Consider the following 20,507-nt stretch of genomic DNA (forward strand, 5'->3'; position numbering starts at 1 on the left):
ATAGTCAACTCCTATTCATCCTGGCCATTGTCTTCAATGACATCGGCAAGTTTACTTGTAAATTGTTCTGCTGCATTATGTCCCATACGTTTCAGCCTGAAGTTCATCGCAGCCACCTCAATGATGACAGCTAAGTTTCGACCTGGCCGTACAGGGATCGTCAGCTTCGGCACATCTGTATCGATGATGCGCATTTTCTCTTCTTCAAGTCCTAAACGATCATACTGTTTGCCTTGTTCCCAAAGCTCAAGGTTCATTACAATCGTAATTCTCTTATAGCTTCTAACAGCGCCTGCTCCAAATAAGGTCATCACATTAATAATACCTAACCCGCGGATTTCTAAAAGATGTTCAATCAGCTCTGGTGCGCTCCCGACTAATGTATCCTGATCCTCTTGACGGATTTCCACGCAATCGTCTGCGACAAGCCGATGTCCCCTCTTCACTAATTCTAAGGCTGTTTCACTTTTTCCTACTCCGCTTTTCCCAATTAATAATACACCTACACCATATACATCTACGAGCACACCATGAATAGCAGTCGTTGGTGCAAGCTTACTTTCTAAAAAGTTGGTCAATCGACTCGAAAGTCTTGTCGTTTTTAGGCTAGATCGTAAAACGGGCACGCCATTTTCATTTGATGCTTCGATTAATTCCTTCGGGACATCACGATCTCGTGACAAAATAATGGCAGGGGTAATATCTGTACAAAGAGACATCATTCTCTGCTTTCGTTCGCGTTCTGGGAGCTGTTCAAAAAAAGAAAGCTCTGTTTTCCCTAAAAGTTGAACTCTTTCTTTTGGGTAATATGTAAAATAACCAGCCATTTCAATACCTGGTCTGGAAAGATCACTGATTGTAATGGGACGATTAATCCCTTCTTCCCCACTTACCAGTTCAAGATGAAATTGTTCCATTATGTCCTTCGTACGAACTTTCGGCACGCTTCTTCCTCCTTTTATCACAGGCGATTCAGAAATACAGCTCTATTTTATCACTTTCAATGATGAACCCAAAACAGTATTTTATCCTGTTCCTGTTTGACCGCCCTAACTGGTATAGACAACTATACTTAAAAAGAGTAAACTTAAAGTAAAGATAACGAATAAGGGGGCTCAAACATGAGCGGTTCTTTATTGCTCTCCAATATTCATATTGTGACAAAGACAAAGATCATTGAAAACGGTTTTGTCGGTTTACGCGATGGCAAGATTGACTATATTTCAACATCTCCACCGACAGGAAATTATGAAAAAGTATATATTTCCCGGGAAAACTTTTATTTACTCCCTGGAATGATTGATATTCACATCCATGGCGGATATGGTGCAGACATGATGGATGCGACAGCAGAAGCAATGAATACACTCGCTGACAACCTTCCGTCCGAAGGAACGACAAGTTTTTTAGCGACAACCATCACACAAAACCATCATGAGATTGAGCAGGCACTTAAAAATGTCGCTCAGTGGAAACAAAGTAATGAAGAACAAGCAGGAAGTCAGGCACAATGTATAGGAATCCACCTAGAAGGTCCATTTATTTCTAAACATAAGGCAGGGGCACAGCCTGTTCAATGGATTAAACAGCCCGATATTCCGCTTTTTAAAAAATGGCTGGATGCTTCTGAACAGCTCATTCGAATTGTCACGTTTGCGCCTGAGGAAGACACAGATTTTGCTTTCCTTTCCATGTTACAGGAAATGAACATGATCCCTTCTATTGGACATACGAATGCCCATCATGACATGATGAATTTAGCAGCTAAGCATGGTGCACGCCATGTAACACACCTTTATAATGCACTGAGTTCGTTTCAGCATCGTGAACCGAATGCTGTAGGTGCTGCTCTTACGAATGAGAACCTTTATACCGAGCTGATCACAGATGGGATTCACTCCCACCCTCTTTCCATCAAGCTTGCGTATTTGGCAAAAGGAAGTGATCGTTTGATCATGATCACAGACTCAATGCGTGCAAAAGGTCTTGGGGATGGAACATACGAATTTGGCGGTCAGACGGTCACAGTCAGCGGCGAAAAAGCATTGCTGGACGATGGTACACTTGCAGGATCAATTTTGCGAATGAAAGATGGCGTCAAACGGATGAAACAGCTCACAAATTGTGAATGGACAGAGATTGCGAAGATGACCTCAACCAATGCAGCCGCTCAACTGGGTCTTGACCAACAGCTCGGTTCCATCGAAATTGGAAAAATAGCAGATTTGGTGATTTGGGATGAATCTGGTGAACTGATGATGACGATCTGCCGTGGACAAATCGTCTTTGAAAAAAAGGAGGCCAACCACTCATGAACATCATCGAATTTGAAAGCAAAGATCAATTAGGAAAAGAAGCAGCTGCCATTATTGCAAGGACAATAGCTGCTAAGCCCGATGCCGTACTCGGCCTAGCAACGGGCGGTACACCTATTGAAACTTACAAAGAGTTAATTCAACTTCATCAAGCGAATCAACTGTCTTTCAAGCAAACAAAAACAATCAATTTAGATGAATATGCAGGACTCAATCCAGAACACGAAAATAGTTATATGACCTACATGAAACGTCATTTATTTGACCATATTGATCTCCCTCAGGATCAGTATTTTCTTCCAAATGGCAAAGCAGCTCATTTAGAAAAGGAATGCTTAAGATATGACCAGCTCATTGAGGATGTAGGCGGCATCGATCTTCAGCTCCTTGGAATCGGTCAAAATGGGCATATCGGTTTTAACGAACCAGGTACCCCTTTCAACTCAAAAACTCATGTCGTGCAGTTAGATGAAAACACGAGACAGGCTAACGCAAGATACTTTTCTTCTATTGATGAGGTACCTACACATGCCATCACAATGGGAATCGCGAGCATTCTTTCAAGTAAAAAGATTCTCCTTCTTGCTTCGGGAAAATCAAAAGCGAAAGTGATACAATATTTAGAACGGGCAGAGATTCATCCGGACTTCCCAGCGTCTGCACTGAAACTTCATGAAGATGTAACGGTTATGATTGATCGAGAAGCTGGATCACTACGCTAAAAACGAGAGGATTTTCACATGTTTATTGATAAGCAGTCACCTATTCCGATGTACCATCAGATTATGGAGAACTTGAAAAAGCAGATTGAGGATGGAACATTAGCACCTGATACACTCATTCCTTCTGAAAGAGAATATGCCGAACGCTTTGGTATTAGTCGAATGACTGTCAGACAAGCCTTATCGAATCTTGTGAACGAAGGATATTTGTATCGTCAAAAAGGAAAAGGCACCTTTGTTAGCCGGAAAAAATTTGAACAGCCGCTTCAAGGCTTAACAAGCTTTTCAGAGGATATGCGCCAGCGTGGGCTCAAAGCATCAAGCCAGCTGATTGACTTTAAAAAAACCGCATGTCCAGAGCACTTGCTGCCCGTCTTACAGCTGACTAATAGTGATGCTGTATTTGAACTAAAACGGATACGCCTTGCAAATGATGAACCGATGGCGATTGAAACGAGCTATATACCTGAAAGATTTGCAGGAGATTTAACAAAGGAACATTTAACTGGCTCTTTATATGAATATATTGAAACTCACACTGGCCATGTCATTGCTCATGCCAAACAGGAGCTTGAAGCCAATGTTGCCTCAAAGGAAGAAGCACACTTGCTGTCTATTCTAGCAGGAGACCCTGTACTGTCCATAACAAGAACGACTTTTTTTCAAAAAGACATTCCATTTGAGTATGTTGTTTCCGTTTATAGAGGGGATCGTTACAAGCTCATTCATACAATGGAAAGATAAACAGTGCCCCTGACACGGAGCACTGTTTTTTTATTTCCTAAGAAATTTTATTTCGTCATCATCTTTTGTATGAATTTTCCATATTGGTGAAATGGCTTTTCCTTGAAAACGATCTTTTGCTACAGTGTACCAATAATAATCTTCATTTGGCTTTAAGCCCTTCCACTCAAAGCTCGCTTTTTTGCCGCTTTTTATGCCTCGAGCCTCTCCTAGAAGAACATTCGTATACACATTGAGTTCAAAATAATTGGTTTTGACAGATTTCATTTTCGGTGTCAAATCTACATCGATTGAAAATTCATCTTGATCTCCATACGTTTTAGGATCATAAAAATGCTCTTGATTCAAGTAAGGTGAGTATGTCGTAAAGTGAAGCTGATTTTTTTCTTGATCGGCTGTTATTACCCTCATAAACCCTTGACCACCTTCAGGTCCTGACTGATAATCGGCGAGTATTTGATATACTTTCCTGTCTACTTTTCCATCATGGTCATCATCAAGCTCATCTACTTTCCTGCTTGCTCCATGGTAATGGCCGCTAAATACGGCCACAATATTAGGATGACGTTTCACCACTTGGTGGAAGATGAGGTCGCCAATCGGGCTCCGGTTGCCGCTCACTAACAAATACTCATGGAAATTTAAAATGACGATACGATCTGGATGCTCAGAAATGACACGGTTTAACCAATCAATTTCATCTTGCTTAATCCCCCAGCCCATGTACACCATCATATAATCATTGCCGCCGGCAGAGATGAGATCATAATGACCTTTATTGTTTCGATAGGATTCACCATAGTAAGGCTTATCCGCAAAGCGTTTTTCCCCGAAATATTTTCCGTAATCCGCATATAAACCATCCTTGTGTCTAACATCATGATTTCCTGCTAAAACACCATAGGGAATGTGATTCTCATCTAATACACGCATAAACGTATCAGCACGGTGCCATTGCTTATCCTTTGAATCATCCACAATATCGCCTGTATGGAACACATATTGAATGTTTAATTTTTCCCTTTGATCTCTGATCCATTCGACCATTTGTTTAAAGATATGAGGATAGCTCTTTGCATAATATTGAGTATCAGACATCCATATCAACTTATATGGCTTTTGCGATTTGCTGATTTCATCCTGTACTAGCAAATCAAACGTTTGATTCTTCATGTACTGTCTGACTGACAGCAGCCCTTTCAGGTAAAATTCCTTTTGATCCTTGGCAAAGTGATGAGTGATTTTATCCCACTTTTCCTGCTGGTGATTCCACGCGTACATTGTCACCTTTCTCCCTGACAATGAACTCCCTTTCCATACAGCTTCGACGACATCCTTTTCACGTACATCATGATGAACCTTAATTTGAAAACGATGATAAGGAAAACGCTGTAAATCCTTCGTTTCAACTGACTTCCCATCAACAAATGCAATGCAGTTCCTTTCTTGATCAGAAAAAATCATTTCTCCTTTTTGGAGATAACTCTTAGGCGGTTCTGTCTCTGCTGCATATTTAAAAATCTTCATTGAAGGATGCAGCGATGTATATTGATAGGCACGATAAAAAGAGTAATCTAACTTATCATTCGTTGGATCCTTGGTTAGCACAGTTTGTTTTGATGATTTCATTTTCGTCTTATCTGCCACCCGCTCTGGTGTTTCAGGATGCTCATGTACCGTCTTGAACTCTTTTTTCAACGTCGACATGTTCCCGGCAGCGTCTTTTGCTTTTATTGTAAACGTGTGCTTTCCAGGCTTTAATTCACTAGAGGACGTCTGATATGGCAAAGAAACTGGTTTGCCATCTACATATGCCTTCAACTCCTCTATGTCACTCCAGCGATCCGTTACTTTTGCTTTTAATGTAAAGGCGCCTTTATATTGATCCTTTGCTTGTACGTTGGTCTTAATTCTCGGCCCAGTGTTATCAACTTTCACACGTACTGAAGCGTACTCGTCTGAGGTTTTGGCCTCAATCAGGTGCGGCCCTTCTTTCAGCCTTTTTGTGTCCCACTTTATATAGGTTGAGACATACGCCTCTTTTGGAATCTCAAATTGAAACGTTCTCACCTTTTTTGCGTTCCCGCTGTCTCCCATTCTCCATTCTTTTAGCGGCTTCGCATTGATTGGCGGAATTTGTGTTCCATTTGATAAAATCATCCTGACGTTTTTCAATTCAAAATCATCATGATTCTCTCCAGGCAGCCGGTCCACCGGAGAAGACTTTGTACCAGCGTGAAAAGAGATCGTTTGGAGACCTGCCTTTTTTATCTCTTCTTCGGGTATTGGCATTGTATAGGTACGGTACACTTTTGTCGAATCATCAAAAATAGAAAGTAAACGCCTACCTATAGACACACCATTTTTAAAATATAAATTTGTTCCTTTGACATCAAATGCGATATATGGATCTGCTTCAAGGGCAGAGGATACTTGCTGATTCCGTTTTCCATCTATCCGTAATTCGATGCTTTTTTTCTGATCAGACGTTGCCTTTAATGAAAATAAACCTGATACCGTATCTCCCTCTTCTACATTGAATCGCAGACCGTGGGCTTTACTGACCTGCTCCACATCAATCGTTTTTTTCAACGTCTTGGCTTCATTTTCGCCGTCTGACGCTTCAAGCTGATATTCCAATTGTTCTTTCCCAATCAACTCAGGTGAATAAATAATATGATGAAATAGCCGGTCATTATGGTCTTTTTGCAGCAGGATTTCCTTAAACGGATCTTTTCGATTCGTTCGATAGCGCAGCTTGACGGTTTTTACGGCCTGATCATCTTGGACATCTGCTTTAATCTCTACACTTTCAGTGGGTTTCACCGGTTTCCTTACCGTCATATCTTCAATCACAGGTTTATGGATATCTTGAGAAATTTCCTTTTTTTCAGATGGAATTTGTGCTTTTAGCACTTTACCTGGAGTGGGTTCTTCCTCAATTTTCGAAATCAGCTTCGTCTGCGTCGTACCATCCATTGGATACTTAAACAGCAAGGATTTATGCTCGCTAAACCATGATGGCTTCAAACGAAATGCGGCAGAAGAAATCTCTTCACCTATATTTGTTGTGATCGAAACAAGACGAGATTTTGAGTTGGACAGCCCTTTGCTCTCGATAATGGATAGATGCTCGCCCTCTTTTAATTGGCTTTTGTACATGGCATTAAAGTCCGCTGCCGTTAAATGCTCCTGCCCTTTTTTTCTCAGCCAGAATACATAAGGTTTTCCAGGTGAAATGGTGACTGGATTTGTGTGAAAGGAATATACATCATCCATTTCAATGCCCTGTGCAGGATTGCGGTAGCGGAGCTGATAATGTTTAAGAGAGATAGGCGCCTGTGTCGTGTTATACACTTCGATAAACTCAAAAGCATCTTTGCCTTTTCGGTTTTTTGAATTGACGACAATTTCTGTGATGAATAAGTCCGGAATATGTGAAAGATCTTCTTCAAATCCATTTAAATGAACCGATTTCTCTGCCGTTTTGATGACTGATTTTTGCGTAAGGAACTCTGTATAGTAACGAACGGTTGGATTCCATAATTGATCTGGCGGAATTTTCGCTGTAAATTCTGGCTTCATCCCTGGCAGCCGTTCCATTGGAATCAAGCGATACCCCAGATCATCACTTTGTTTATAATACAAGTTCGCAGACAAAATCTGTTCTTGGTCACTAATGGACGCACGAAACTGTAGATCATGGCTTTTTCCTAGAACCGGGCGGACGTCCACATGAAATTGGTCAAAGATAAAAGGCGAAAAAGGCTTGTCCGGTACATTCACTTCTGTTTGAAGAAAAGGTCCTGCTGAAGCAGGCTGACTGAAACAAAAAAGAATGATAAAAAAACATAAAAGCATGATTTGTCTGCTCACGTTCACCATCTTGCACCGCCTCCCTTCGGATATTGTGTCTCCTGAAGGTCGTTTTTATGTCAGATGGAACGGAGAAACGATGCAAATTTGCACAAAAAAACCGTTAGCTTTTTTTCGCTAACGGCTCTACAATTCCTTTTTGTATCAACAGGTGGAAAATGGATAAAATGACAGCCATCCAAATGGCCGTTCCGAATCCATCAATGTTAAAGCTATCTCCCATAAAGCTCGATGTCATCATGAGTGTAATCGCATTGATGACAAATAAGAACAATCCTAGTGAAAGAACGGTCACTGGAAGCGTTAAAATGATCAAAAACGGCTTCACTAAAATATTGAGCAAAGACAAAATGATACTTGCCACAATGGCTGCGCCAAAACCTTCAATATACACGCTCCCGAGTCCAGGCAGAATGCCCGAATCAAAATATCCAGCAATGACGATTAAAAGTAATGCATTTACTAAAATACTGACGATCCATCTAAGCATTTATTTAGTGCCTTCTTCCGGAACAACAAAATACCATATGAAGTAGATCAGGAAGATCGGCATAAATGCTGTCAAAAATCCGATGATGACGGTTAAAATGCGAAGCAGCGATGCATCCACACTTAAATATTCCGCAAGTCCACCAACAACACCCGCTATTTTTTTATCTGTTGCTGAACGATAAAGCTTCTTCATGTAGAATCACTCCTTGTCTGATTGGTGCTTTACTTGTATTGAGCCTGTTTTTGTTTCTGCAAAAATGGATATACTGTGCACCGCTTGTTGATTGGCTTTGATCATTTTCTCTTTTTGTAATGTTTCATTTTTCTCTTTAATCATCTCTGCATCAAGTAAATCGTGAGAGATAGACCCAAGATTGCTTTTCAGCTCAGCGGTCACTGCACAAGCACGCGGGATTTGAACGTCCACACTGCCTGTTGTCGTTTTCGCATAGATGGAACGGCACTTTTCATCTGACAGCTGAACAGCAATATTTCCATTAAAGCTTTGGGCATCAATTGATTCACTTTTCCCACGCAGGTCTATGAGCCCATTGATGGTTTCTACTTCAATCATACCACACTCATGATCTGCCAGTTTGATTTGTCCGTTTGCTGTTTCAATTCCGACTTTTTCTGCTTGTAACGAAGCAAAAGAGACAACCCCATTTGTCGTTTTCGCGGCAAGTTCTTTTGTCTTTAGCTTTTCCCCGCGAATCGGTCCATTAAACAGCTTGACCTTAATCTTATCGTATTGGATACGAGGTACGTATAATGTAACATTGACTTTCATCGTCTTCTTTTCGGTTCGAATAAAAAATTTATCTCCTTCAAGCCCGCAGTCCAATTGATTGAGAAATTGCTGTCTTGCCTGCTCTCCATCCTCTGCACGGTAGATTTTCGCATGGCACTCAGCTCGAATATCTCGATCGTCCCAAGGCATCACGTTGAGACTGCCGTTCGCCAATTGAATATCTAAATGAGAAAGCGATGCATCTTTGAACTGAAAAATGTGCTCAACATCAACTGACTGTCCAAAGTTCAAATCAAGATCCACGTCTTTTACCTTTTTCACCGCAGAATCTAACCAGCCAAACAGCTTTGCACCAAGATTTTCGGTACCATTTCCTTTGCTCTCTGCTCCAGCTTTTTCTTCATGAAAGCTGTGATCAGCCGTAGACTTTTCTAATGAGACTGACTGACCTTCTTCTAGTTTTTCCAGCAGCGTAATTGCTTCTTTTGCTGATAATACTCCGTCTTCTACTAATTTTAAAATTCGTTCTTTTTCATTCATACAAAGCCCTCCTAAGATTTGATGGATTGAAGTACTTTAATCCCTTGAATGATATTCCAAATGACAGAGATCAAAAAGCCAATGACTACTAAAAAAGACAAGATGAACACCGTCATGACTGGAATGAGCGAGTCACCTGCCTGTGTCGCCAATAAAAATGGGATAGACCCAAAAATCAACAGAATGCACGCTGCGACCGGCAAAAGATGTGACCATAATGCCCGCAATGCGTGCCGCTTCGTTTCCTTTTGATCTACTACAAAAAACGCCACGATCGGTACGATAAACGGCATAAACAATACACTAAAATAACAAATAGAAGCAATAATCGACTGATCTCTATTCATATATATTCGCTCCTTCATAACGAAAATTCCTTTCTAACTCATACGTTTATTGCGTATAAAAAGTTTCAAAATCATTCGATTTACATATGACCTTAGACACAAATTATTTCTTTTTGCACCTAAGAGTAGATTCTTCACAGATTACCCTTTAAAATATGTTGAAAAGATGGTGATTATCATTATAGGGGGTAATTATTTTGACAGATCATCATAATTCAAACCACACGGCTCAAACGCTTTTAGACCTTATACAGAAACAAAAAAGCATGAACAGCGATATGATCAAGGAGCTTGAGACCATTCATCCGTCTCATCCAAAGTATGGTGATATCCGTTATTTAAAGGTACTGCTCGACAGCAGCAGCACCCATATTTTAAAGGATTTAACGCACCTCAGTAATTTAATGCCGAAGGAAGATGTGCAATAAAAGAAAACCCCTCTTATCGAGGGGTTTTCTTTATGAAGAAGTCACACTTTCCGTTTCTTTAACCAGTTGTTTCATGCGTTTACGGTCACGCTCTAAAATAGGCTTCAAGTATTTTCCTGTGTAAGATGCTTCTTCTTTTGCAATGTGCTCAGGAGTGCCAGAGGCAATGATCGTTCCGCCGCCTGCACCGCCTTCTGGTCCGAGATCAACAAGGTAATCAGCAGCCTTGATAATATCAAGGTTGTGCTCAATGACCAACACCGTATCTCCATTTTCAACCAAACGCTGAAGCACTTTTAATAAACGGGCAATATCATCCACATGCAAACCTGTTGTCGGCTCGTCCAAAATATAAAGAGACCTTCCGTTTGAACGGCGGTGAAGCTCAGATGCCAATTTCACGCGCTGCGCCTCTCCTCCGGACAATGTCGTTGCAGGCTGTCCAAGTGTAATGTATCCTAGCCCCACATCATAAATCGTTTGAAGCTTCCGCTTAATTTTCGGGATATTCTCGAAAAATTGGAGTGCATCCTCCACGGTCATTTCAAGCACATCAGCAATGTTTTTTCCTTTATATGTGACCTCGAGTGTTTCGCGGTTATAACGTTTCCCGTGACACACTTCACAAGGCACATACACATCTGGCAAAAAGTGCATTTCAATTTTAATGATGCCATCCCCGCGGCACGCCTCACAGCGGCCGCCTTTGACGTTAAAGCTGAATCTGCCTTTTTTATAGCCTCGTACCTTTGCTTCGTTGGTTTGTGCAAACACATCCCGCACATCATCAAAGACACCTGTATACGTGGCAGGGTTGGATCTTGGTGTACGGCCAATTGGAGATTGATCAATATCAATGACCTTATCTAAATGATCCATTCCTTTGATTTCTTTGTGCTGCCCTGGCTTCGCTTTCGCTCTGTGCAATTTTTGCGAAAGTGATTTTAATAGAATTTCATTCACAAGCGTACTTTTCCCTGAGCCGGATACTCCGGTCACAGCTGTAAAGACGCCCAGAGGAAACTTCGCATTCACGTTTTTCAGGTTGTTTTCTTTTGCACCTTTTATCTCAATATAGCGGCCGTCAGGCTTTCTTCTCTCAATTGGCAGCGGGATAAATTTCTCACCAGATAAATATTGTCCTGTCAATGATTTCGGGTCCTTCATGACTTCTTCTGGCGTTCCAGCTGAAATCACTTCTCCCCCATGAACTCCTGCTCCAGGTCCAATATCTATTAAATAATCAGCGGCTAGCATAGTATCTTCATCATGCTCCACGACAATCAGTGTGTTCCCGATGTCGCGCATGTTTTTCAACGTCCCGATCAACCGGTCATTATCGCGCTGATGCAGACCAATGGATGGTTCATCTAATATATAAAGAACACCTGTCAGCCTTGAGCCGATTTGAGTTGCCAAGCGAATCCGCTGCGCCTCTCCGCCTGATAGTGTGCCAGCGGACCGGCTCAAATTCAGATAATCTAATCCCACATTATTTAAGAAGGACAAACGCTCTTTGATTTCACGTAAAATGAGCTGGGCAATCTGCAAATCTTTCTCAGACAACTCAATTTTTTCATAGAAATCAAGGGCATCAGAGACAGACAAATCGGTGATTTCTCCGATATGCTTGCCATTGATGAGAACCGCCAGCGTTTCTTTTTTCAGACGATATCCTTTACATGTCGGACATGGCTGATTGGCCATATATTTTTCCATTTGTTCACGAATATAATCAGAGCTGGTTTCCTTATAACGCCGTTCAATATTACGAAGAACGCCTTCAAACTCAATTTCATTTTCACGTACCTGTCCAAAATCATTTTCGTATTTAAAATAAATCCGTTCAGATCCGCTTCCATATAAAATTTTATCAAATAAATGCGATGGGATATCTTTCACTGGAATGTCCATGTCGATGCCATAATGTGTACAAACAGCCTCAAGAAGCTGCGGATAGTATTGCGAGCTTTGCGGCTCCCATGGTGCAATGGCATGCTGCCGTAAAGTCAGATCCTTATTAGGAATGACAAGCTCAGGGTCGACTTCCAGTTTTGAACCGAGCCCATCACAGCTCGGGCAGGCACCAAAAGGACTATTAAATGAAAACATTCTCGGCTCAAGTTCACCAATAGAGAACCCGCAATGCGGACAAGCATGATGTTCGCTGAATAACAGCTCTTCTTGTCCAATCACATCAATCATCACTCGGCCTTCGCCCAGCCGCAGCGCCGTTTCAAGGGAGTCAGACAGCCGAGCAGCTACGCCTTCCTTCACGACAATTCGATCAATGACTACTTCAATGGAATGCTTCTTGTTCTTTTCAAGCTCGATATCTTCTGAAAGATCCTCCATCTCTCCATCGACTCTCACTCGTACATAGCCCTGCTTCCGAATTTGATCAAGCACTTTCACATGTGTTCCTTTGCGGCCGGATACAACTGGCGCAAGCACTTGTAATTTCGTTCTTTCAGGATACTCTAAAATACGATCTGTCATCTGCTCAATCGTTTGTGACGTAATTTCAATCCCATGTATAGGACAAATAGGTTTTCCGACTCGAGCATACAAAAGACGCAAGTAATCATAAATTTCAGTAACAGTACCAACTGTTGATCTAGGGTTTCGGCTCGTCGTTTTCTGGTCAATACTAATCGCCGGAGAAAGACCTTCAATGGCATCTACATCCGGTTTATCCATCTGCCCAAGAAATTGGCGTGCATACGCTGAAAGAGATTCAACGTACCTGCGCTGACCTTCTGCATAAATCGTATCAAAGGCAAGCGACGATTTTCCTGAACCAGATAATCCCGTAATGACCACTAGCTGGTCACGCGGGATATTCACATCAATATTTTTAAGGTTGTGGGCTCTAGCACCTTTCACCTCTATTCGCTCCATAGCCATCAGGCAATCATCCTTCCGCTTTTAGCTCTAGCAATAGATCTCTTAATTCTGCTGCTTTTTCAAAATCAAGCGCTTTTGCTGCATCTTTCATTTCCATCTCGACTTTTTCGATCACTTTTTCTCGTTCTTTTTTGCTCATTTTCGACAGCTTTGGTGCTGCTTTTGTTTCATATTCTTCTGAATCCTCATGTATCTTTGTTGCCTTAATGACATCTCGAATTTTCTTATGGATCGTTTGCGGGGTAATCCCGAATTTCTCGTTATACGCTTCTTGCTGTTCTCGTCTTCGCTTCGTTTCTTGAATCGCAATGTCCATCGATTTCGTCATATTGTCTGCATACATAATGACACGGCCTTCTGCATTTCTCGCTGCACGGCCAATCGTCTGGATGAGGGATCTTTCAGAGCGTAAAAAGCCTTCTTTATCCGCATCTAAAATGGCCACGAGCGACACTTCTGGAATATCCAGTCCTTCACGAAGAAGGTTGATTCCAACAAGCACATCATATTTACCGAGACGCAGATCACGGATAATCTCAATCCGCTCAAGGGTCTTAATCTCTGAATGCAGGTAATTCACCTTGATTCCGATTTCTTTTAAGTAATCTGTGAGATCCTCAGACATTTTCTTCGTCAGTGTGGTCACGAGCACACGCTCATTTTTCTCAACTCGTGCATGAATTTCTCCAATTAAGTCATCAATTTGTCCTTCAATCGGACGAACTTCAATAATTGGATCAAGTAATCCTGTTGGACGGATAATTTGTTCCACAACCTCTGGTGTTTTCTCAAGCTCATACGGACCAGGCGTTGCTGATACATGGACAATATGATTGATATGCTTTTCAAACTCATCAAAGGTGAGCGGTCTGTTATCAAGTGCTGATGGCAGGCGGAATCCGTGATCAACCAACACTTGCTTTCTAGCTTGGTCCCCGTTGTACATGGCGCGGATTTGCGGAATCGTCACATGCGACTCATCGACAACAATCATAAAATCATCTGGGAAATAATCAAGCAGTGTGTAAGGTGTTGAACCAGGAGGACGCAAGGTCAGATGTCTTGAATAGTTCTCAATTCCTGAACAAAAGCCCATCTCTCTCATCATCTCAAGGTCATATCTTGTCCGCTGCTCAAGGCGCTGCGCTTCAAGCAATTTTCCATTTTCACGAAGCTTTTCAAGCTGTTCTTCTAGCTCTTGTTCAATATTGATAATGGCTTTTTCCATTTTTTCTTCTCTTGTGACGAAGTGAGATGCTGGGAAAATCGCCACATGATCACGATCACCAAGTATTTCTCCAGTCAGCGCATCCACTTCACGAATACGTTCAATTTCATCACCGAAAAACTCCACTCTGATACAATGCTCATCTCGTGAAGCAGGAAAAATCTCAACGACGTCTCCTCGGACTCGGAAGGTTCCGCGCTGAAAATCTATATCATTACGAGAATACTGAATATCCACCAGCTTACGAAGAAGCTGATTGCGTTCAATCTCCATTTCAGTACGCAAAGACAGCACAAGCTCTCTGTATTCCTCTGGCGAACCTAAGCCATAAATACAGGACACACTGGCAATGATGATGACATCTCTTCTCTCAAATAACGAGGACGTAGCCGAGTGTCTCAGCTTATCAATCTCATCATTGATGCTGGCATCCTTCTCAATAAATGTATCGGTCTGAGGCACATATGCCTCTGGCTGATAATAATCATAGTAACTCACAAAATATTCAACAGCGTTATTCGGGAAAAATTCCTTGAATTCGCTGTATAACTGACCGGCAAGTGTCTTATTATGCGCAATGACAAGTGTCGGTTTGTTTACTTCTTTGATCAGGTTGGAGACAGTAAAGGTCTTTCCCGTACCTGTAGCACCTAACAGCGTTTGATGCTGTTTCCCCTGATGGATCCCCTCAACAAGCTTTTCAATCGCCTTTGGCTGATCTCCTTGGGGCTGATAGTTAGAAACTAATTCAAAGCGGTCACTCACATCAAAGCCTCCGTTTCGTTTACGAAATCTATCTAATGAATATATTATCATAAAAGAACACAAAAATACGAACTAAAGTTCGGCTCTTACTTGATTTTTATTTCCAATACAGTCATACCCTCTCTCCCATGGCAAATAACCCTCTTAAGAAAACCTTCCTTTCAGTATGGAACATTTTGGAGTGAGATATTCGATGGGCAGAAAAAGAAAGCTGCGCTTACTAGAAATCGTAAGCACAGCTCTTGTTTAAAACATGTCAATTTTCAGCCGTCATGCTCTTGATGGCGATGACATCATTGATTTTTTTCAGCTTTCTCTCTTTTTTCGATTTCTTTCTTAGCCATAAACAAAGCCCCAGCTACTAAAGAAATAATATCTAATCCCACAATAAAGTAGGTTTCTGTATATCCCTTCATGTACGAAGCAAATAAAAGCGCTGCTGTTAACGCAATGCCCACGTAATGATTGTAAGTAACCTTTGAAAATAAAATAACGAGCAGGAAAGGAAAAACTAGTGCAAATATGGCTTTTGTAATCACAAAAACCCTCCCTCTTCATGGTCTACTTCCTTGATTATAGTAAAGATTGGCATAATGAACAATTCACAGTTTTCAATTTCGCCTTTTTTCTTCATGTTCGGAGACTTTTGTTGTAGAAGAAGAAGGAAATTAGTGAGATTGTCCCCTTTGTAAAGATAGGTCTTTCCGTCTTTGACAATAACATCCAATCAATTCTATGATTAAAATGATAGTGCGCACTATCATTTTGAAAAATAGAGAGACATACAAACCATTGGCTATTTGGATAAGGGGGCATTCCCATGTATTCAGTTTTATTTCATGCGGCTGAAGAATCCGCATCACTCGCAGGGGCAAAAGGCCTGAATTTAATCAAATTAAACAATCACGGCCTGCCAGTCCCAGATGGATTTATTATCAAAACCAACAGCTTTGCAAGCTTTCTTTCATATCACAATCTGCAGCCAGCAGAACAAAACCTTTCTCAAAAAATCAAAGAAGCATCGTTTCCTTTACAAATGGAAGCAGAGCTGCTTTCGTCCTTTCAATCCTTGCGGAAGACTTACCCCTCAGTTGCAGTCAGATCCTCTTCTGTTGCTGAAGATCTCGAAGGCGCCTCATTTGCAGGACAGTACGAGACCTATTTAAATATCAAAACAAATGAAGAGTTTTTACAGGCAGTCAAAGAATGCTGGTCTTCTTATTTTGCAGCGAGGGTCACAGAATATAAGGAAGAGATGAATGAAAACGAGAAAGAGATGCCGCTCATGGCTGTTGTCGTTCAAGGGTTGATCCATTCTGACGTCTCCGGTGTCATCTTTAGTGAGAATCCCGTATCGGGGAAAACAAATGAAATGATGCTGACCGCAAGCTACGGATTGGGAGAAGCAATTGTCTCCGGTCTTGTGACACCAGACACGTTTATTGTAGATAAAGAGAACTTTTCGATTGAAAAAACACTTGGGGCGAAAGAGCTGCAAATTGTTCCTTTCCAAGAGGGTGTCATCGAGGAGCCGGTATCGGAGGAAATGGCTGGCCAGTTTTGCCTGAACGATGATCAATTGAAAGAAATCACACAAATCACGAAACAAGTAGAAGAACTTTACGGACATGGAGTCGATATCGAATTCGGAATTGCAGGTGGGTCGTTTTATTTACTTCAAGCAAGGCCGATTACTACAGCTCTTCCAAAAGCAGTAAATGAAACAGCAGGTGCTTCTTTTCAAATGAAACCAGAAGAGCTTCAGGATTTCTGGATTTCAATGGATGATCATATGCCTGGTCCAACGAGCCCTCTTTTCTCAAGTCTGATCATACCAGCCTTAAAAAGCGGGATGAAGAAAAATGTAGAAAAGTATCAAGTACCTGATATGAACATCAAAGATATTAAGCTTTACAGAGGCCACCTATACTCAGCACCGGATCTGCCACAAGCGGAAGAGGGAGCTGCACCCGTTTTTGATGAAAGTATATTTGAGTTATTTCCACATTTAAGTGAACGGATGTATGAGATTCTAGAGAAAAATTTCTTTCCATTTTACGAAAAACTCGATCGCCAAATGAATGAACCTATGACCATTGAAAAAGCCATCATTGGCTTTGAAGAATTAAAGGATTTTTATATCCAAGCATATGATGATCATTTTGATATCGTCATACCACAAGTCATTCTATCAGCCATCATTGAAGACATGCTTGTCACGTATACTGGTGACCAAACCCAAGTCGTCTTGCTTCATGAAATGATGATAGGTGTGATGAACAAATCTCTTGAAACAGACAAGGTGCTATCTGATATCGCAAAGGATGTCCTTCAAGATCCAGAACTTCACCATGCATTTATTCATCATGAAAAGAACTCGGAGCTGTTACATGCGCTCAATCACTCGGAAAAAGGAAGGCATTTCATTTCGAAATTGGAGGGTTTTCTCCAAGTTTACGGCTGGCGATCTATTAAAAGTCATGACCTTACAGATGAGACTTGGGCAGAAAACCCAGAGTTTATATTAGATATCATCAGAAATAATATCCATTGCCATTGTGATTTTGATGAAGAATTTGCAAAAGCAGTTATCAAAAGACAAGAGACGTATAAACATTTTATCAATCAAGTGAAGGATGAATCGTTTAAAACAAAATTTGAGACGCTGTATCAATTTGCCCTTCAAGCAGCGAATATCCGAGATGACCACCACTTCTACATTGATGCCATGTTAGATGCAAAGGCCCGGGTATATCTATTAAAAATTGGTGAGCTTCTTGTACAAAAAGGAGCCATTCCTCATCAAGAAGATCTTTGGTATCTCTACGATGAAGAGGTACAAAAAGCGCTCACAACGTCTATCTCATTTAATTCGGTTATCCAGCAAAGAAAGATAGAAATGAAGGAAAATGAAGACATTCAACCACCGGCTTACATTGGCACACCAACTGAAGCTGAACTGCAGCAAGTAGAAAGAATGCTTGGTTCATTAAGAGAAAATGAAAACAACACACACGATGTGATCCATGGAATTGGCGCATCCAGCGGTATTGTTTCTGGAAGAGTAAAAGTCATTACATGTGCTGACGAATTCTCACAATTTCAAAAGGATGATATTTTAGTTTGTAAAACGACCACACCTTTATGGACGAGCTTATTTAGAGATGCAAAAGCAGTCATCACCGATGCTGGAGGCATTTTATCTCATTCAGCTATTATCGCAAGAGAGTATATGATACCAGCTGTCTTAGGTACTAGAATAGCAACTGAAACACTTCAATCCGGTGACCTTGTGACAGTAGATGGCAGCAATGGACGCATTCAGATTTTAAAGCAGCATTCGCGTGTATAAACTTATCATTTTGGATGATATTGGCGGTCATAGGTTTTATCGGTATACTTACTTTGTTGCAAACACATTCATAACCTGAGGTGAGTATGCTTGTTAAAATCTACAAATCAACGAATCATTCGCGCAACAATGGATTTATTAACTGAAAAGGGCTATCAAAAAACAACAACCAAAGAAATAGCGACAAAAGCGAATGTGAGTGAAGCAACTATTTTTCGCAACTTTAAAAACAAACGCGGCGTCATTGCTGCCATTATGAAAATGAAATCAACACCGACAAAAACCCTAGAAGCAGAATTCAAAGGCGATTTATACACCGATTTGAAGTTTCTCGGTACCTATTTCCTTGAAGATTTGACTTCCAAAAAAGAATTTATTTATATCAGCATGCGAGAACCGGCTATGTTTAAGGATTTAACCAGTCATGAAAAGATTTACCCTCAAGAACTGAGAGAAATGCTCATACAATATTTCAAAAAGATGGGTGCCCAGCATCATGTATTAAAAGGAAATGAAGACATTTATGCAGACATTTTCATTAGTACGTATTTCGGATTTTTCATTCAGCAGCTAGAGCAAGATTTTCAACTCGTTCTCACACAAAAAGAAGATTTTATCGAAACATGCACACACATTTTCATGAGAGGAATTTCTCCCGCTTAAAGGGTGGAATTCTTCTTTTTTACAAAAGGTGGTATACACATTGAGGTTAAAAAAAGAGAGTTTCGTCATCTATTCTTTGTTGCTTGGAGCTATACTAGTTCCCGTCAATTCAACGATGATCGCTGTCGCTCTATCATCCATATCAACTTATTATGATCAATCTCTTGCAAACATCACTTGGGTTGTCACGATTTACCTTATTGTCATGGCAGTCACTCAACCTATCGCTGGTAAGTTAGGAGATATATACGGACACAGGCGAATGTATTTAATTGGGGTCATGCTCTTTTTAATTGGCTCAATTGGATGTGCTTTAGCTCCTAATCTAGCTTTTCTCATCACTTTTCGTTCCATTCAAGCAGCTGGCGGTGCTATTTTAACACCGAATAGCATTGCATTGATTCGTGCAACAGTATCCCCCGAAAAACTGTCTAAAACAATGGGGTATTTTGGATTTGGAGCCGGTATTGGTGCCGCACTTGGACCTTTTATTGGTTCGATTCTTATTCAGAGTTTTGATTGGCACTCTATATTCTTTGTCAATATCCCATTCTTGTTCCTTACACTTGTTACCGGCGTATTACTCATTCCGAAAACAAAGCATACCCGCTTACAAGCAAATGTAGACATCACTGGTTCAATATACTTAACCATCGGGATTGCCACACTCATTCTATGCACTAAAAGCCAATTGCTAAATGAATACTTGATCTATGGAATTCTAGCGTTGATCGTGATTCCTTTATTCTTTAAACATGTACGGAAAGTAAAAAATCCGATCATCGATTTGTCACTTTTTAAAAACAGTTCATTTACAAATGCGAACCTGTCAATCATGCTAAGTAATTTTGTGATGTATGCCATCCTTCTGATTATGCCGCTGTTTATGGAGCAACAACTTGCACTTTCTCATACACAAAGCGGTATTATTCTATCAGTATTTTCTCTTTGCATGTCTATTAGCGGCTTGTTAGGGGCAAGACTCCATCCGAAAAAAGGCGCGAAAAAAATGATTGGCTTTTCATTTCTCTGCCTCACTTTATCAGGCATCATGTTAATCACACTGAGTCAGTACCCTACCTTACCTCTGCTTATCGTGACACTTGTCGCAGGTGGAATTTCATCAGGTATTGGGATGACCAGTATGCAGATGGCTTCTTTAACGTCTGTTGATCAAAGCTTATCTGGTTCAGCATCTGGTATTTTCTCTACCTTTCGATATTTTGGCAGTATCATTTCGTCTACATTGATTGGGATCATGAGTGGTTTTCAATCTTTATTTATTGTATTAATGGGTGCAGGCATTCTTGGTTTCTTTTTATCTCAACGTGTAAGAACCAAATCCACCTCCCCATCATCCGAACATTCCGCCTAATG

The 20,507-nt window shown here is 40.9% G+C and carries 16 protein-coding genes; 7 read left to right on the forward strand and 9 right to left on the reverse strand.

Features of this window, described 5'->3' with window-relative positions; genetic code table 11:
• Positions 1-11: 11 nt before the first annotated feature.
• Positions 12-944, reverse strand: a complete 933-nt coding sequence (gene hprK, locus MHB41_RS16005; protein ID WP_024423572.1) for an HPr(Ser) kinase/phosphatase — start codon at positions 942-944, stop codon at positions 12-14.
• A gap of 177 nt (positions 945-1,121) precedes the next feature.
• On the opposite strand from hprK, the gene nagA reads away from it, so the two are divergent.
• From nagA to MHB41_RS16020, 3 genes are read left to right on the forward strand one after another with little or no spacing between them, the layout of a single operon-like run.
• Positions 1,122-2,315, forward strand: coding sequence for an N-acetylglucosamine-6-phosphate deacetylase (gene nagA, locus MHB41_RS16010; protein WP_041115593.1), 1,194 nt, complete (start codon positions 1,122-1,124; stop codon positions 2,313-2,315).
• On the forward strand, positions 2,312-3,037 hold the full coding sequence (nagB, locus tag MHB41_RS16015) for a glucosamine-6-phosphate deaminase (RefSeq protein WP_034281053.1): 726 nt from the start codon (positions 2,312-2,314) through the stop codon (positions 3,035-3,037). The genes nagA and nagB overlap by 4 nt, the downstream gene beginning before the upstream one ends.
• A gap of 18 nt (positions 3,038-3,055) precedes the next feature.
• Positions 3,056-3,781, forward strand: coding sequence for a GntR family transcriptional regulator (locus MHB41_RS16020; protein ID WP_065214814.1), 726 nt, complete (start codon positions 3,056-3,058; stop codon positions 3,779-3,781).
• A gap of 30 nt (positions 3,782-3,811) precedes the next feature.
• Here MHB41_RS16020 and MHB41_RS16025 read toward each other — a convergent pair whose 3' ends face one another.
• The 5 genes from MHB41_RS16025 to MHB41_RS16045 all read right to left on the reverse strand — a co-directional run bounded on the left by MHB41_RS16025 (position 3,812) and on the right by MHB41_RS16045 (position 9,787).
• Positions 3,812-7,666, reverse strand: a complete 3,855-nt coding sequence (locus MHB41_RS16025) for a metallophosphoesterase (RefSeq protein WP_217008725.1) — start codon at positions 7,664-7,666, stop codon at positions 3,812-3,814.
• Positions 7,667-7,760: 94 nt separating this feature from the next.
• On the reverse strand, positions 7,761-8,147 hold the full coding sequence (locus MHB41_RS16030; RefSeq protein ID WP_024423577.1) for a phage holin family protein: 387 nt from the start codon (positions 8,145-8,147) through the stop codon (positions 7,761-7,763).
• Complete coding sequence (locus MHB41_RS16035; protein ID WP_024423578.1) at positions 8,148-8,342, reverse strand: PspC domain-containing protein; 195 nt, start codon at positions 8,340-8,342, stop codon at positions 8,148-8,150.
• A gap of 6 nt (positions 8,343-8,348) precedes the next feature.
• Positions 8,349-9,440 carry a DUF4097 domain-containing protein gene (locus MHB41_RS16040; RefSeq protein WP_034281057.1) on the reverse strand — a complete coding sequence of 364 codons (1,092 nt, stop codon included), beginning with the start codon at positions 9,438-9,440 and terminating at the stop codon, positions 8,349-8,351.
• 11 nt (positions 9,441-9,451) lie between these two features.
• Positions 9,452-9,787 (reverse strand): hypothetical protein, encoded by a 336-nt coding sequence (locus MHB41_RS16045; protein ID WP_087978111.1) that lies wholly within the window; start codon positions 9,785-9,787, stop codon positions 9,452-9,454.
• 197 nt (positions 9,788-9,984) lie between these two features.
• Here MHB41_RS16045 and MHB41_RS16050 point away from each other — a divergent pair, with 197 nt between their 5' ends.
• Positions 9,985-10,215 (forward strand): hypothetical protein, encoded by a 231-nt coding sequence (locus MHB41_RS16050; protein WP_034281058.1) that lies wholly within the window; start codon positions 9,985-9,987, stop codon positions 10,213-10,215.
• Between the two features lie 30 nt (positions 10,216-10,245).
• Here the strand turns inward: MHB41_RS16050 and uvrA are convergent, their stop codons facing one another.
• The 3 genes from uvrA to MHB41_RS16065 all read right to left on the reverse strand — a co-directional run bounded on the left by uvrA (position 10,246) and on the right by MHB41_RS16065 (position 15,654).
• Positions 10,246-13,122, reverse strand: a complete 2,877-nt coding sequence (gene uvrA, locus MHB41_RS16055) for an excinuclease ABC subunit UvrA (RefSeq protein WP_025093988.1) — start codon at positions 13,120-13,122, stop codon at positions 10,246-10,248.
• 7 nt (positions 13,123-13,129) lie between these two features.
• The gene (gene uvrB, locus MHB41_RS16060) at positions 13,130-15,115 is read right to left on the reverse strand and encodes an excinuclease ABC subunit UvrB (protein WP_024423583.1); all 1,986 of its coding nucleotides are present in this window, start codon (positions 15,113-15,115) and stop codon (positions 13,130-13,132) included.
• Positions 15,116-15,408: 293 nt separating this feature from the next.
• Positions 15,409-15,654: a CsbA family protein gene (locus tag MHB41_RS16065; RefSeq protein WP_034281059.1), complete on the reverse strand. Its 246-nt coding sequence runs from the start codon at positions 15,652-15,654 to the stop codon at positions 15,409-15,411.
• A 281-nt stretch (positions 15,655-15,935) separates the two neighbouring features.
• Between MHB41_RS16065 and MHB41_RS16070 the strand changes: the two genes are divergently transcribed.
• The 3 genes from MHB41_RS16070 to MHB41_RS16080 all read left to right on the forward strand — a co-directional run bounded on the left by MHB41_RS16070 (position 15,936) and on the right by MHB41_RS16080 (position 20,505).
• A complete protein-coding gene (locus tag MHB41_RS16070) occupies positions 15,936-18,467 on the forward strand; it encodes a PEP/pyruvate-binding domain-containing protein (protein ID WP_340899978.1) in 2,532 nt (843 codons plus the stop codon).
• A 90-nt stretch (positions 18,468-18,557) separates the two neighbouring features.
• Positions 18,558-19,130, forward strand: coding sequence for a TetR/AcrR family transcriptional regulator (locus tag MHB41_RS16075; RefSeq protein ID WP_046313085.1), 573 nt, complete (start codon positions 18,558-18,560; stop codon positions 19,128-19,130).
• 40 nt (positions 19,131-19,170) lie between these two features.
• Positions 19,171-20,505, forward strand: coding sequence for an MFS transporter (locus MHB41_RS16080; protein WP_101676515.1), 1,335 nt, complete (start codon positions 19,171-19,173; stop codon positions 20,503-20,505).
• Positions 20,506-20,507 lie beyond the last annotated feature (2 nt).

The organism is Bacillus sp. FSL H7-0578 (genome assembly GCF_038630855.1).
Taxonomy (GTDB): domain Bacteria; phylum Bacillota; class Bacilli; order Bacillales; family Bacillaceae; genus Bacillus; species Bacillus safensis.